The organism is Streptomyces sp. NPDC001513, assembly GCF_042894695.1.
GTDB lineage: Bacteria > Actinomycetota > Actinomycetes > Streptomycetales > Streptomycetaceae > Streptomyces.
In genome coordinates this window covers 538,905-554,044 of the sequence record NZ_JBIAVU010000001.1, presented here as the reverse complement: position 1 = coordinate 554,044, position 15,140 = coordinate 538,905, and the positions used below count along the sequence as shown (strand labels likewise).

Annotated in this window: 10 protein-coding genes and 2 pseudogenes; 3 read left to right on the top strand and 9 right to left on the bottom strand. The window is 71.9% G+C overall.

All coding sequences use genetic code 11. The features are described 5' to 3' along the window. The first annotated feature begins 54 nt into the window (after positions 1–54). Both ACFYZ4_RS02640 and ACFYZ4_RS02635 read left to right on the top strand, forming a co-directional pair. The gene (locus ACFYZ4_RS02640; protein WP_351295617.1) at positions 55–900 is read left to right on the top strand and encodes a class I SAM-dependent methyltransferase; all 846 of its coding nucleotides are present in this window, start codon (positions 55–57) and stop codon (positions 898–900) included. 20 nt (positions 901–920) lie between these two features. Next, complete coding sequence (locus ACFYZ4_RS02635; RefSeq protein WP_351295614.1) at positions 921–2,726, top strand: choline/carnitine O-acyltransferase; 1,806 nt, start codon at positions 921–923, stop codon at positions 2,724–2,726. Between the two features lie 82 nt (positions 2,727–2,808). Here the strand turns inward: ACFYZ4_RS02635 and ACFYZ4_RS02630 are convergent. From ACFYZ4_RS02630 to ACFYZ4_RS02600, 7 genes and pseudogenes are all read right to left on the bottom strand, one after another. Further along, positions 2,809–3,372 (bottom strand): annotated as a pseudogene (locus ACFYZ4_RS02630) (transposase family protein); the annotation flags it as partial. A gap of 215 nt (positions 3,373–3,587) precedes the next feature. Then, the gene (locus ACFYZ4_RS02625; protein ID WP_351295608.1) at positions 3,588–4,316 is read right to left on the bottom strand and encodes a sulfite exporter TauE/SafE family protein; all 729 of its coding nucleotides are present in this window, start codon (positions 4,314–4,316) and stop codon (positions 3,588–3,590) included. A gap of 244 nt (positions 4,317–4,560) precedes the next feature. Next, positions 4,561–4,737: pseudogene (locus ACFYZ4_RS02620) on the bottom strand (arsenic resistance protein); the annotation flags it as partial. A gap of 274 nt (positions 4,738–5,011) precedes the next feature. Further along, positions 5,012–6,535 (bottom strand): aldehyde dehydrogenase family protein, encoded by a 1,524-nt coding sequence (locus ACFYZ4_RS02615; protein WP_351295605.1) that lies wholly within the window; start codon positions 6,533–6,535, stop codon positions 5,012–5,014. A 55-nt stretch (positions 6,536–6,590) separates the two neighbouring features. Continuing rightward, on the bottom strand, positions 6,591–7,916 hold the full coding sequence (locus ACFYZ4_RS02610) for a GAF domain-containing protein (protein WP_390782776.1): 1,326 nt from the start codon (positions 7,914–7,916) through the stop codon (positions 6,591–6,593). 126 nt (positions 7,917–8,042) lie between these two features. Next, positions 8,043–9,308 (bottom strand): SWF or SNF family helicase, encoded by a 1,266-nt coding sequence (locus tag ACFYZ4_RS02605; protein ID WP_390782775.1) that lies wholly within the window; start codon positions 9,306–9,308, stop codon positions 8,043–8,045. 3 nt (positions 9,309–9,311) lie between these two features. Then, on the bottom strand, positions 9,312–12,380 hold the full coding sequence (locus tag ACFYZ4_RS02600; RefSeq protein ID WP_390782774.1) for a DEAD/DEAH box helicase: 3,069 nt from the start codon (positions 12,378–12,380) through the stop codon (positions 9,312–9,314). A 180-nt stretch (positions 12,381–12,560) separates the two neighbouring features. Here ACFYZ4_RS02600 and ACFYZ4_RS02595 point away from each other — a divergent pair, with 180 nt between their 5' ends. Continuing rightward, on the top strand, positions 12,561–12,743 hold the full coding sequence (locus ACFYZ4_RS02595; protein WP_351286947.1) for a hypothetical protein: 183 nt from the start codon (positions 12,561–12,563) through the stop codon (positions 12,741–12,743). Between the two features lie 130 nt (positions 12,744–12,873). On the opposite strand, the gene ACFYZ4_RS02590 is transcribed toward ACFYZ4_RS02595, so the two are convergent. After that, positions 12,874–13,872, bottom strand: a complete 999-nt coding sequence (locus ACFYZ4_RS02590; RefSeq protein ID WP_390782773.1) for a polyprenyl synthetase family protein — start codon at positions 13,870–13,872, stop codon at positions 12,874–12,876. A gap of 365 nt (positions 13,873–14,237) precedes the next feature. Then, entirely contained in the window at positions 14,238–15,017 is a 780-nt protein-coding gene (locus ACFYZ4_RS02585) for a hypothetical protein (protein ID WP_390782772.1), read from the bottom strand. Positions 15,018–15,140 lie beyond the last annotated feature (123 nt).

Below are 15,140 nucleotides of genomic sequence, written 5' to 3'. Positions count from 1 at the left end.
CACCGATCGGCACAGCCGCCGCCCCCACTCTGCGATCGACGAGGAGTAAGCCCTGTGCGTTTCGACGCGACCGGGAAAGTCACGCTCGACCACATCTACACGCAGCCCGATCCCCGGGCCTACTTCCGCCTGCTGCGCCCCCTCGGCTACTGCGTTCCACAGCAGGCGAAGCCCTACTTCGCGAAACTCGTGAAGGAGTACCGGGAGGCCCGGGACGTCACCGTGCCCCACATCGTGGACATCGGCTGCTCGTACGGAATCAACGCCGCACTTCTCAAGTACGACGTGACCATGGACGACCTCTATGCCCGCTACGGCGACGAGGGCCTCGACGGGAAGAGCCGCGAAGCCCTGCTCGTCCGCGACCGGAAGCTGTCCCGCTCGCACCAGCCCGCCCAGCGCATCCGTTTCACCGGCCTCGACACCTCCCACCAAGCACTGTCCTACGCGCACGAGGCCGGGTTCCTCGACGACGCGGTGCACGCCGACCTGGAGGCGAACGAGCCCACGCCGCGACAGCGCGCCCAGCTCGCCGGGGCGGACCTGGTGATCTCGACCGGCTGCCTCGGCTACGTCACCGAGCGGACACTCGTACGGATCGTCGAGGCGCAGGGCCCCCGGCGGCCCTGGATGGCGCACTTCGTGCTGCGGATGTTCCCCTTCGACCCCGTGGAGCAGGCACTGGGAGGACTGGGCTACCGCACGATCCGCGTCGACGAGGTGTTCAAACAGCGCCGTTTCGCCTCCCCGCAGGAACAGCTGCTCGTGCTCGAGAGCATGTCGGGCGCCGGAGTGGATGCGAGGGGCCTCGAGACGGAAGGCTGGCTCTACGCGCAGCTCTATCTTTCCCGCCCGAACGACACCCCAGGTATCGACGATCCGAATCGAGAGAAGAATTGAATACCAGTCAGAATGCAGCGGTGAACGCGACCTTCGCCAGGGAGGCCGACCTGCCGCGGGTGCCGCTGCCCACCCTGGAAGCCAGCTGCGAGAAATTCCTCGCCTGGTGCGCGCCGCTGCTGACGCCGGACGAGCGGGCGGCGACCGAGGCGGAGGTGGCCGTCTTCCTCCGACCCGGTGGCCCCGGCCGGGTCCTGCACGCGGCGCTGGAGGAGTACGACGCCACGGAGGGCGTGCACAGCTGGCTCGACACCTTCTGGCCCTACCGTTACCTGGGCCGCCGGGACCGGATCGCTCTGAACGCCAACTTCTTCTTCTTGTTCAGGGACACGGGCCGCCCCCAGGTGGAGCGGGCGGCCGGGCTCATCGCCGGGGCCCTCGACCACAAGCGGCAGCTCGACGACGGGCTCATCGCGCCAGTGGTGCAGCGCGGAGCACACCAGTCGATGGTGCAGAACAAGTTCCTCTTCTCCACCACCAGAATCCCCGGCGCACAGCAGGACACCGTCCGCGCCCCGTACACCGACGCCTGGCCTGGTCCGTCCGACGCCCCTCACATCGTGGTGTTCTTCCGTGGCCGGATGTTCCGGCTCGACGTCATCGGTCCCGACGGCGTCCCGCACGCCCTGGACGAACTCGAGGCGGGGCTGCGCGCGGTGATGAAGGCGGGCGACGAGCGAGCCGGCGAGGACACCTCGGTGGGTCACCTGACCACCATGGCCCGCGCCGAATGGGCCGCCGCCCGGGCCTCTCTCGTCGCCGGCCACCCAGGTAACGCCGACGCGCTCGACACCGTCGAGACTGCACTGTTCTGCGTCTGCCTCGAGGACTTCGCACCGGAGAGCACTCAGGACGCCTGCGACCAGTTGCTGTACGGCGACCGCGGCAACCGGTGGTTCGACAAGGCCGTGTCGTTCGTCGTCTTCGCCGACGGGCGCGCCGGCATCAATGTCGAGCACTGCGAGCTGGACGGCACCACCATCCTCAGCTTCACCGACGCCCTGCTCACCAGCCCCGCCGAGGAGTTCTCACGCCGGTCCGGGGCCCACTCCCAGGGACAGCCCGTACTGGAGCCGGTCGTGTTCGCGCTCGACGACGCGCTGCGCACGCAGGTGCGCGCCGCCGCCGACGCATTCGCCGCGTACGGGCGGAACACCGCGACCAGCACCGTGTCCTTCGAGGACTTCGGCAGCAGTGCGGCCAAGGCGTTGGGGGTTTCGCCGGACGCGTTCGTCCAGGTCGCCTATCAGCTGGCCCACCAGCGGGCGAAGGGCCGGCTCGGTGCGACGTACGAATCGATCGCGACGCGGCAGTACCAGCACGGGCGGACGGAGGCGATGCGCGTCGTCACCCCCGAGATGCTCGCGTTCGTCGCCGCGATGGACGACCCGTCGACGGACACCAGCCTCCGGTACGTCGCCTTCCGTGCCGCCGCCGACGCCCATGTGGCGCGTGCGAAGGAGAGCCAGGCCGGCCAGGTGCCCGAACAGCACCTGTGGGAACTGGAGCTGATCCAGCGCCGCCGGGGGGCAGAGCTCGGGGTGGACGAGCAGCCCTCCCTGTACCGAACGCCGGGCTGGCTGACGATGCGGGACGACTACCTGAGCACCAGCTCCGCGCCGTCGGCCAACATCCAGTTCTTCGGCTTCGGCTCCACGAGCAGCCGGTGCATCGGTGTCGCGTACGTGCTGTTGCCCGAGCGCTTCAACATCTACCTGAGCACCCCGCTGCCGGTCGCCGACCAGATGCACGCTTTCGCCGGCCACCTCCGCGAGGCGGTTGCCGAACTGCGCGAACTGCTGACGTCCGTGCGGTCCGAGGACTGACCGGCCCACGGAAAGGACCGTAGGCCGTGCCCTCCGGGGGGAAGGGCACGGCCGACACCGACATTGTCCTACTGGGCCTCCTTCATCCTCTGTATCCGCAGATCAGGAGGGTGTGGACCGCAGCGACGATGCGTCCGATGCGGTTGGTCGAGCATCGGGCTCGACGCAGTGGGCGCCACGTTTTCAGCTGCGCGGAGGCGCGTTCGCCCGGGGCGCGCAGGCGGGTGTGGTCCCGGTTGTACTGCTGGTAGTGCTCGGGCAGTTCGTGGTGGCGGTAGTAGGGGGTGCGGACGGTGGCGCCGGCCCCCTGGTAGGCGCGGTCGGCCAGGACGAGGATCTGCCTGGTCAGGCAGTTCTCGATCACGCCGTGAGCGCGGGCCGCGGTCAGGTCATGAGTGCGTCCGGGCAGGGCGCGCGAGAACCACGGAGGTGTGCCATCGGGTGCGGCGATGACCTGCACGTTCATTCCGTGATTCTTGTGTTTCCGGGAGTAGTACGGCTCGTCCGCGGCGATGCGGTCGGTGGGGATCAGTGTGCCGTCCAGGATCACGAAGTCGTCTTCGCCGCGACCGGTCAGGGCCTCGCGCAGGCCGGGCGCCCAGGCGGCAAGGACGTCGACCGTCTCGTCCACGTAGCGCCAGGCTGTGGGTCGCCGTTCTCGCGTTGCTCGCGGCCACCGGCGCGGGCAAGCTCGCGCGCCTGAACGGAGCCACCTACCCCACCGCCCTCATGCACGCCGCGACTACGTTCGCCGCGGTACTCACCCTTGCGGCCACGGTGACCGCAGCCCTCACGCAGGTCCTTCCCTGAAATGCCCGGACGCAGCGTGGCGGGCGAGCTTGACCGCGGAAACGAGCAGGATCACGGCCAAGGCGGGGATGAGTACCAGGTCCGAGAACACTCCGAGCAGCAGCCCGCCCGGACTGCCCCTGTGACGGAGCCCGCGATCATGACCAGAGCGAACCGCCGATTAGCACCCAGCACCGCGAAGCTGCCGTCCCGGCTGTAGCGGGCGAAAGCCACGAGCACGGTCGGCAGGGACACCAGCAGCGACAGGCTTCCCGCCGTTTTGATCTCCAGCCCGAACAGCAGCACGATCGTCGGGATCGGTAGCTCACCCCCGGCCACACCCATGATCGCCGCCACCACCCCGATGCCTAGGCCCGCCACAACCCCGATCGGCACCTGAGTCGAGAGGGGGAGCGCGAGGCTTCCCATCATGGTCGTGTGGGTCACGATCAAGGCCGCATCCATGAGGGCCATCAGGGCCGCCAACACCCTGTGGAGAGTGGAGCTCCGCATCCGTACGGCCCAGGAGGCACCGGCCCACGCGCCCAGCAGGCTGCCGGCCGGCAGGTTGGCCGCGACCGGCTGGTGCGCGGCGACTTCGGAGGTCGGGACCGCGGCCATGCGGGCGGGGAGTGCAATCAGGACCACGACCAGACTCATCGCCTTGTTAAGGATGACCGCGGAGAGCGCCGCGAACCCGAAGAGGCCGATCGGCAGTGGTAGGCGGAACTCGGCTCCGCCCAGACCGATCATCCCGCCCAGTGCACCGATGGACGTTCCGGAACCGAACACCAGTGGCATCGAATGCGTTGAACGTAGCGAAGAGAGGTGCTGATCGGTGTTTATTTTGGGCATCTTGCCTGTTCACGAGCTCTGACTGCTACGGAACGGCTCTACCTTCGGGGAAAGGATCAGGGCTCCCGTCTCAGCTTCATCCGGACCTCCGAGTGTCGCTGGGCGTCGAGGAGGCCAAAGCAGCGCAGGTGGTAGGCGGCGGCGAGTCCGGACTGGCCACCGCTGATCACTAACACATCGGTACCGGAGGTCAGGCGGCCGTCGTGAACTTCTTGCGCCAGTTCAGTGATACGTAGACGAGCGCGATCAGGACCGGGACCTCGATCAGCGGCCCGACGACCCCGGACAGGGCCTGACCGGAGGTGATGCCGAAGGTGGCGACGGCGATGGCCAGCTCGAAGTTGTTGCCCGCGGCCGTGCAGGCGAGTCCGGGTGGTCCGCAACCCGGAAACATTGTCAGTGGACCGGGAACGAACAGAGCTGACCAGGCGCCACCATCGGCTCGGAAAATGGTCAGCGTCTGCTGGTATGCGCGGTGGACCGGCAATCACGCCGGCCCGTACATGGCCCGGATCTTCCCCATGGAATGGGATGGCGGAGGCAAGTGATTCTGGAATCACCCGACTTCGATAGTTGTCCCGTGACCAGGGACACGGTGCCTGACCAGCGATTTGTGCAGGTCAGACACCATGCTCAACTCTTTAGAAGAAGCCGAGCTTCTTCGGTGAGTAGCTGACCAACAAGTTCTTCGTCTGCTGGTAGTGCTCCAGCATCATCTTGTGGGTTTCGCGTCCGATGCCGGACTGCTTGTAGCCGCCGAAGGCGGCGTGGGCCGGGTAGGCGTGGTAGCAGTTCGTCCAGACCCGGCCCGCCTGGATCGCGCGGCCGGCGCGGTAGGCCGTGTTGATGTCGCGGGTCCAGACGCCCGCGCCCAGGCCGTACGCCGTGTCGTTGGCGATCCGTACGGCGTCGTCGAAGTCCTGGAAGGACGTCACCGACACCACCGGGCCGAAGATCTCCTCCTGGAAGATCCGCATGCGGTTGTCTCCCTCGAAGATGGTCGGCTGGACGTAGTAGCCCCCGGCCAGGTCGCCGCCGTGGTCGATGCGCCCGCCGCCCGTGAGGACCTTCGCGCCCTCCCGTTGGCCGATCTCCACGTACGACAGGACCTTCTTCAGCTGCTCCTCGGAGGCCTGCGCGCCGATCATCGTGTCCGTGTCCAACGGGTGCCCCGGCACGATCAGTTCGGTGCGGGCCACGGCCGCGTCGAGGAAGTCCCCGTACCGGCCCCGCTCGATCAGCGCGCGCGACGGGCTCGTGCACACCTCGCCCTGATTGAGCGCGAACATGGCGAAGCCCTCCAGGGCCTTGTCGCGCAGGTCGTCGTCCGTCGACCAGATGTCGTCGAAGAAGAGGTTCGGGCTCTTGCCGCCGAGTTCCAGGGTGACCGGCTTCAGGTGCTCGGCCGCGTATTGCATGATCAGCCGCCCGGTCGCGGTCTCGCCGGTGAAGGCGATCTTCGCCACGCGCGGGCTGGACGCGAGCGGTTTGCCGGCCTCCTCACCGAAGCCGTTGACGATGTTCACCACGCCCGCCGGCAGCAGATCGGCCACCAGGCTCAGCCAGTAGTGGACCGAGGCAGGCGTCTGCTCGGCCGGCTTCAGGACGACGGTGTTCCCGGCCGCCAGCGCCGGGGCCAGCTTCCACACCGCCATCAGGATCGGGAAGTTCCACGGGATGATCTGGCCGACCACGCCCAGCGGCTCGTGGAAGTGGTAGGCGACCGTGTCCTCGTCGATCTGGCTGAGCGACCCCTCCTGCGCGCGCAGCGCCCCCGCGAAGTAGCGGAACTGGTCGATCGCGAGGGGGATGTCGGCGGCCAGCGTCTCGCGGATCGGCTTGCCGTTCTCCCAGCTCTCGGCGAGGGCGAGGGACTCCAGGTTCTGCTCCATCCGGTCCGCGATCCGCAGCAGGAGCGTCGACCGCTCGGTGATCGAGGTCCGCCCCCACGCGGGCGCGGCCGCGTGGGCGGCGTCCAGCGCCCGCTCCACGTCCTCGGCGCTGCCGCGCGCGACCTCCGTGAAGGGCTGCCCGTTGACGGGGGAGGGGTTGTCGAAGTACCGGCCGCGGGCGGGCTCGACGTACTCGCCGCCGATGAAGTGGTCGTAGCGGGACGCGTACGACATGAGCGACCCCTCGGTACCGGGCGCAGCGTAACGGGCCATGGTGTCCTCCCCTTTGCCGGGCGCCGGCCACCGTCGGACGGCGCTCGGGTGGAGGCTAGGAGCGGGCAGGTTGCGGAGACGTTGCACGCCGTCCGTGATGGCGCGCGACCGCCGCCACGCCGTCGCCGCGCGCACCGAGCTCACGGTCCAGGGCGCGTACGCGGGCCAGCGCGGCCGACCGGTCCGCCGGCGGCAGCGCCGCCGCCAGCGCCCGCCACGCCTCCGGGTCGTCCGCGCCCCACGGGCTGCACACCCAGTCGGTCAGCAGACCGGCATCGGCCCGGGCGATCACGGCCGCCCGCGCCTGGTCCTCGATCCGCCGGCGCAGCCGTACGATGCCGGGCGCTGTGGACGCGGGCAGCAACGGCCCCGGATAGTGATGGAGCGCCGCAGAAACCGCACCGGCGGCCAACTGCCGGGTCAGCGCGGTGAAATCGGCGGCCAGCGGACCAGCTACGCGGTAGGGGCGCGAGAGCGGCGCCGCGGGCCCGAGCAGCGCGCGCAGCCGGGAGATCTCGGCGCGCAACGTCACCGGTGACACCGACTCGTCCTCGTACAGGGCGATCGCCAGCTCCTCGCCCGACAAGCCCTCGGGGTGATGCGCGAGCAGGGCCATGATCTCGCTGTGCCGCCGGCCGAGACGGATCCTGCGCCCGCTCGTGACCAGCAGCGCCTCGTCCCGGCCGAGGGCCGTCAGGCTGTCCCCGGAGGCCGGCGGGCCGGGTGCGAGCAGCGTCAGCTGGGCCTCCGCCGCCCGGGCCACCGCCTGCACGAAGGCAAGGGAGTGGGGGTGCGCGAGGCCGTCACCGCCGGTGATGTCCACCGCGCCCAGCACCCTGCCCGTCCGCGGATCCCGCACCGGGGCCGCCGCGCAGGTCCACGGGTGCACCCGGCGGCTGAAGTGCTCGGCCCCGAAGACCTGCACCGGCGCGCCCACCGCGACCGCCGTCCCCGGCGCGTTGGTGCCCATCGCCGTCTCCGCCCACCGCGCACCCGGTACGAAACCGAGCCGCTCCGCCCGCCGCAGCGTGCCCGGTTCGCCCTCCACCCACAGCAGGCTGCCCCGCGCGTCGCACACCGCCAGCAGATGCGCCCCGTGCGCGGCGAACGCCCCGACGAGGTCCCGGAACAGCGGCATCGCCCGGGCCAGCGGATGCTCCTCGCGGTACGACCGCAGCTCCGCCTCCGCCAGTTCCACCCGGGGCGCGCACTCCGGGCTGAGCCGGGCCCGCGCGCACCGCCGCCAGGACCGCGCGATGACCGCCCGGACGGGCGCCTCGACCCGCCCGTCCCGCGTGAACGCGGCATGCGCCCGCCGCAGTTCGCGCGTGCGCGCGGCCGGATCGGCCCCGCCCGGCAGCGCCACCGACGGATCGCCCATGTCACCCTCCCGTCGTGCCGCGGTACCCGGAGCGAGCGCTCCATCGTCGTACCGGCTCCGGGCCCCGGCAAGCCGTCCGTCGGCCACCGCCTTCCGCGCCAGGCCGGCCACCGCGTGACGGAACCTTCACCCGGTGGGACGGGCCTCCAGCGCCGAGGCCGGGTCCGGAGCCGACGGGCCCGCCGGGACCCACCGGTCCGCCTCGCGGCGGTACGGCCACCAGCGCCCCTCCCGGCCCAGCCGGAGCTGGCGGCCGGTCCCCGCCTCCGTCCATCGGGCGCGGACCCGGCGGAGCACCGGAGCCTCCTCGTCCGCCCAAGCCGCGGCCAGGGCCGCCCGGGCACGGGCCAGCGTCGTCCGGTCCGGCGTCCAGTCCTCCTCCAGCGCCGCCAGGCCAGGGGCCGCACCGAAGCCCCAGGCGAGTACGGCCAGGCGCATGTCGGCCCGGCTGCGTCCGGTAGCCGCGGCCAGGCGGGAGCGGACCCGGACGTCATCGGCCTCGCGCGTGAGGCGTACGGCGTCTTCGGCAAGCGTGAGCGGGGCCGGCACGGGGCGGTCGGCGTGGCCCGGAGCCAGCGCCTCCGCCAGCAGCCGGTACGCCTCCGTCGCGGCCGCCTGCGCCAGGAACTCCACCGCGTCCACGTCGAGTTCCGGTTCCGTTTCGCCCTCGGTGTCCAGGGTCGGCGGCTGCCCCGGCGCGTCCGGCAGCCGGGGCGGCGGGGGCAGCGGCGGCAGCAGCCCCCGCGCCGCGTACGCCTGCGCCGCCGGCACACCCGCGTCGGCGGGCGGCACCCGCGGGGCCTCCGCGCCCGCCGTGCTCCGCTCCTCCAGCTCGGCCACCAGCTCCCGCTCGCCCCGGCCGCGCAGGAGCAGCAGCACGAACGGGTCCTGGTCCAGCAGCCGGGCCACCTGGTAGCAGAGCGCGGCCGTGTGCGGGCAGTGGTCCCACTCACCGCAGTCGCAGCGCGGATCGAGGTCCCCTATGCCGGGCAGCAGGTCCACGCCGGCGGCCGCCGCGTCCTCGGCCAGCTCGGGCGGCACCTCACGATCCAGCAACGCCGCGATGTACCCCGACTCCGCGGCCGCCAGACCCAGCAGCCGGTCCCATTCCGCTTCCGTGAACTCCTGCACCAGTACGTCGGTCCGGTGCGCCGTGCCGTCCCGGTCGCGCACCACCGCGGTGAGCCCGCCGGGGCGCACCGAGACCGCGCCCACCGCGCCCGAGCGCGCGTACCGCCGTCCCTGCCGGACCTGCTCCCCGTCGAGCGCGCTGTCCTCCAGGGCGCGCAGCCAGGCGTGGCCCCACCAGGTGCGGGCGAAGGTGCGGCCGGGGGAGGGAGGGAGCGCCGGGAACGTCCGCTCGTGCTTGTCGTACGGGTCGCGGGTGCTCATCGCTCACTCCCCGTGGGGCGCGCGGAGCGCCACGAGTTCGGCCAGTTCGGCGTCGGTCAGTTCGGTCAGCGCGCCCTCGCCGCCCGCGAGGACGGAGTCGGCGAGCGCGCGTTTGCGCTCCAGGAGCCGGGCGATGCGGTCCTCTACGGTGCCTTCGGCGATGATCCGGTGGACCTGTACGGGCTGGGTCTGGCCGATGCGGTAGGCGCGGTCGGTGGCCTGTTCCTCGACGGCCGGGTTCCACCAGCGGTCGAAGTGGATGACGTGGCCGGCCCGGGTGAGGTTCAGGCCGGTGCCCGCCGCCTTCAGGGACAGCAGGAAGACGGGGACCTCGCCCGCCTGGAACCGGTCGACGAGATCCTCCCGGCGCGGCACCGGCGTCCCGCCGTGCAGCAGCTGCGAGGTGATCCCGCGCGCGGCGAGGTGCTTCTCCAGGATCCTGGCCATCGCCACGTACTGGGTGAAGACGAGGACCGAGCCGCCCTCCGCCAGGATCGTGTCGAGGAGTTCGTCGAGGAGCTCCAGCTTGCCGGAGCGGGCGCCGGAGCGGGCGCCGGCGCCGACGCCCGCTCCGGCGGTTACCCGGTCCCCGTGCTCTCCGGTGCCGTGCTCGCGCAGGAAGTGGGCCGGGTGGTTGCAGATCTGTTTGAGGGAGGTCAGCAGCTTGACCACCAGACCGCGCCGCTCCATCCCGTCCGCCTCCGAGATCGCGGCGAGGGTCTCGCGTACGACGGCCTCGTAGAGCGCGGTCTGTTCGCGGCTGAGGGACACGGTGTGGTCGGTCTCGGTCTTGGGCGGCAGCTCGGGCGCGATGCCGGGGTCGGACTTCTTGCGCCGCAGCAGGAACGGCCGTACGAGCGCGGCCAGTCGGGCCGCCGCCTGCGGGTCGCGGCCGCTCTCGACGGGTTCGGCGTAGCGGGAGCGGAAGGTGCCGAGGCGGCCGAGGAGCCCGGGCGTGGTCCAGTCGAGGACGGCCCACAGCTCGGAGAGGTTGTTCTCGACGGGGGTGCCGGTCAGGGCCACGCGGGCGCGGGCCGGGATGGTGCGCAGGGCTTTGGCCGTGGAGGAATGCGGGTTCTTGACGTGCTGGGCCTCGTCGGCTACGACCATGCCCCAGCCGGCGGCTGCGAGTACGGGCGCGTCCAGGCGCATCGTGCCGTACGTGGTGAGCACGAAGCCCCCGGTGGAGCCGGTGGAGCTGGTGGAGCTGGTGGAGCTGGTGGGTCCGGTGGGATCAGTGGGACCGGTCAGGCCGGCGAGGCTGCGGCCGGGACCGTGGAAGCGGCGCACGGGCGTGCCGGGCGCGAACCTCTCGATCTCCCGTTGCCAGTTGCCGAGCAGCGAGGCCGGGCACACCACCAGGGTGGGCCCGGCGGTGGCGGGGTCCTCCCGGTTGCGGTGCAGGTGGAGCGCGATGAGGGTGACGGTCTTGCCGAGGCCCATGTCGTCGGCGAGGCAGGCGCCGAGGCCCAGTGAGGTCATCCGGGCCAGCCAGCGCAGGCCGCGCAGCTGGTAGTCGCGCAGGGTGGCCCGCAGTTCGGGCGGTGCGGCGAGGTCGTCGTCGGCCCGCGGATCGGCGGTGAGCCGCGCACGCAGCCGCTCCATCGCGCCCGTGGCCTCTACGTCGACCCGCTTGCCCCCGATCTCCGCCGACCCGGCGAGTACGGCGGCCAGCGCGTCCGCGGCCGCGATGTCGAGGTCCTGGCGGGCGCGGGCCCGGCGGGCTTCGGCCGGGTCGATCAGGACCCACTGGTCGCGCAGCCGGACCAGGGGCCGTTTCGCCTCGGCGAGGTGGTCCAGCTCGGCGCGGGTGAGGTCGCCCTGGTCGCCGAGGGCATGGCGCCAGCTGAAGGAGAGCAGGGACCCGGGGGAGAGCAGACCGGACGGGAGGCCGGTCCCCACCGCGTCAGGGGAGCCCACGACGGCGCGGGTGCTCAGGTCGCGGGCGAGTCCGCGCGGCCAGTGCACCTGGACCCCCTCGGCGGCCAGCGCGACGGCGGCCTCGCCGAGCAGCTCCGTGACCTCGTCGTCGGCGAGCTCGACGGCGTCCGGCACGGTCGCGCCGAGCAGCGGGGTCAGGGCGGGCCACAGCCGGGCGGCGCGGCGCAGGGCGCGGAGGGCGTCCATCCGGGCGCCGGGCGGGAAGGCGGTCGCGGCGGCTCCGGATCCGGCCCAGACGTCGGCGGCGTCGGCGACCACGGCGGAGTCGGCCAGGCCGTGCATCTGGAGGACGGCACGGAAGGCGGGCGCGCCGGCTGCGGGGGATCGGCCGGCCCCGCACTGGTCGCGGGCTGCGTCGCGGGCTGCGTGGCGGGCTGCGTCGGGGGTTCGGCCGAGGGCCTGGTCGAGGCTCTGGTCGAGCTCGATCCGCAGGGAGATCCGTACCCCGGCGTCATGGCCGGCGGCCACCTCGGCGGCCCAGTCGCGCAGCTCGGGGTGGAGGCGCGGTGGCCGGGCGGCGAAGGCGGGTCCGCCGGCGGCCTCGGCGGCGGCGGGCGAGCGGGGGAGGGTATCGGCGACGGCATCGAGGAAGGCGCGCAGCAGCGGCTCCGGGGTGGGCAGCCGGAGCGGCCCGTCCGCGTCCAGCGGGACGCAGTGGGCGCCGGGCGGCATGGCGGCGGCCAGTTCCCGGACCTCGTCGAGGTCGGCCGCCTCCAACGGGCCGATCCGCCAGGCGTCGTGGCCGGCGGGGCTCAGCCCGGGCAGGAGCCGGCCCTGCGCGGCGAACCGCAGGGCCAGCAGCGCGGCGGCGCCCCAGAACGCCGCGCCGGAGCCGTGGGTGTCGGCGTCGGCCGTCGCCGCGGCGGCCCGGGCGCGCGTGAGCAGGGGCAGGGCTTCGGCCAGGGGCAGCACGAGCGCGGTCACCGGGGTCCGGCGCAGGTCGGGGGTGACGACGGTGAGTTCCTCGACGCTGCCGGTGCCGGTGCCGGCACCGGCCTCCGGACGGACGCGGGCAGCGTCGGCCGACTCCCCGTCCAGCGGCCAGATGGCGATCCGGCCGGTGCGGGCCGGGTCGCCGGGGAGGAAGACGGCGGAGTGGTGGAAGTGGCCGGGGATCTCGGAGTGACGCACGCATTCCTCAAAGTTGACTACCGGGGCGAGGCGGCCGAGAGTACCTCACCGCGGTGGCCCGGCGACGGGGGCGGGGCCGCGAACCAGCCGACTCCGAAGACCGTTGGGGTGTCGGGGAACGCGCGGTCGTGGCGGCGCGTTGAGGGGGTAGTGGTCGACGGCAGAAGGAGGTGTCCGCAGATGTCCACGAGCGGAAAGATCGCGGTTGCCGGAGTCGTGGCAGCCATCGTGTTGTTCTGGACGGTGGGGTTCTGGGCCGGTCTGCTGGTCCTGATAGGCGTGCCGGCTGCGGCCTACCTCCTGCTGGACTCCTCCCAGCGGCGTCGTCTGCGGGGTATGTCCAGGAAGCAGATCGGTCGCTGACGGCGGCAGCGGTACGAGCAACCGCAGCGGCAGCGGTACGGGCACCGGCACGGGCTCCGGGTACGGTGCGGAGCCCGGCAGGTGCGGTCGCGGGGCGGGCGTTTCGGGGTGGCCCGCCCAGGCGGCGGCTTCAGGCGGCGTCGCTCGCGGTGGCCGGTGCGAGGTCCGCTTCGAGCAGCATCTGCGACGCGTGGTCCACGAGGTGCCGGAGCGCCTGCACGTAGGTTCCGTCGCCGCCCAGTTCGTCCAGGATGCGGTACGCCTCGGCGCGGAAGCCGTCGATCTCCGCGCGGTATCGGTCAAGGGTGGTGGGTGTCCGCAGGAGGCTCGCGAGTTCCGCCCTGGCCGGAATCGAGCATCCGGCGGCCGAACACAGCCTCAGCACGTGCTCGCGGGTAGCGGGCGAGGCGTCCTCGATCACGGAGGCGAGGAGGTACGTCACCGTGCCGTTGACCAGGTCCTCGCCACGACCGGACAGGATGTCTTCCTGGTCGTTGAAAATCTGCCACAGGATGCCGAAGACCTGGCCGAATTCACGCCACAGCTCCACCTTCTCGGCGGTCGCGCCCGAGAATATCGCGGCCATTGCTGTGATCATTCCGAAAGGCGCGCCGGATTTGGTGCGATACGTCTCGGTCACTGATTTCCGCGAGGCGCTGCAAATATCCCCGCACATGTGGTCGATCTGGCCGTCGACGCTGACGATCCACCCGTTCAGGATCTCCGTGATCAGCGCGCTGCGCGCCTCCTCCGGAAGTTTCTGCGACAGGATGATCTGAATGGGGAGCGCGTGACCGGTGATGACGGAGGCCAATAACGCCTCGTTCTCGGTGAGCTCGCCGGAGATGGGCGCACCGTCCGCGTCGGCCAGGTCGTCGAGGTAGCAGGCCGAGGTCCACCACAGCAGGTGCACGGCGGACAGCGGGATGGCCGGCCCGGGATTTCCCGTCTCGATGGCGTGCGTGAGCAGCGGCAGTACCGAGAGGGGGTGTCTCAGTTTCCTTTGCTCCAGGAGCTTGGCCACTGTGCTGCGTGTGGTGCCCGCCAGCGGGCCGAGCCGCTCCAGGGCGGTTTCGATTTCCGCGTCTATGTCCTGCGCGACTTCCCGGTGCAGGTCCAGGTACGACATGCAATTCAAGAGCGGCCTCCGTCGTGGAAGGGGCTGAAGGGGTGAGGTGCGCACCCTTTGAGCCGCGTGACTGGCCGATTCGATCATTCCGGAAGGAGGGGATCCAGAGCAATTTTCGGCCCGTCTGGCCGAGTCTTTGCGACCGCGGGTTATCGCTGCCGGTGGCGCTGCCGCGCCCCGCGTAGGTGAACTGCCCGGTAACGGCCGTGGATCAAGACCGTTGCCCGCTTCCGCTCCCGCCATTCACCCCGTGGCCCGAACTCGGCCGTGTACCGCTTCGGATCAAGGGTCGGAGTTCCGGCCACCACGTCCGGTCCCGCCACGTGAACGTGGACGTGGACGTGTACGCGGACATCCGGACCGATTCACGCCGGGCGGACCGCGACCCGGTCCAGCGCCGTCAGCAGCTCCGGCAGGCCGGGATCCCCCTCCTGGGGGACGGTGAGCACCTCGCTCGGCTCGTCGTCCAGCAGGACGAAGGCCGCATCGCCCGTCCGCCCGACCAGCGACCAGCCCGGCCCGTCCACCCGCAGGGTCCGCACCCCCTCGCCGGCGAAGGAGGACCGCACCCGGCCCGGCGGCGGCGGGGTCCGCGTGTACTCCACGGCCTCCTCCAGCGCCCTGGCGAGCCCGGGGTGCGCGGCGGCGGCCGCCCCGCCGTCCGTGGCCACGCGCTCGCGCCAGTCCGACCACTCCCGCGCGATCTGGTCCGCGCCCATCCGGCGCTGCACCGGCCCCCACGCCTCAGCGGAGGGCGGTGCCAGCGGCACCCGCCCCGTGCCGTCCGCACCCTGCTCCGGATCGTGCGGCTCGGGGATCCCCGCCGCCGCCACCGACAGCTCCAGCGGCCAGCCCGCCAGCGAGACCACGATCGACCGCTCGTCGGGGGACAGGTCGTACTCCATCCCGCAGTCCCAGGAGGCGATGGCCGTGGCCACGAGCGAGACGTCGTCCACGACGACCGTCCAGCGCGCGCCCTCCTCGTCCTGGCCGAGCACCAGCCCGTACCCCTCCCCGCCCGGGGCCACGCCCAGCAGGGAGCAGGCTTCGGGGAAGTCGTCGCCCAGGATGCTGGGGAACTGCGCGGGCGTCAGCAGTACGGCGGTCAGCACGTACAGGGAGCCGCCACCCTCGTCGTCGGACACCTGGCCTCCTGGTAGCTCTTTCGTCGGCGCACCTTAACCAGCGGGTAACCCGTGCGTCGAGAGCTGGCGGGCGTCGATTTCCAAGGCTGCTACCTGCACGTAGAGTTGGGGACCCGCCACAGA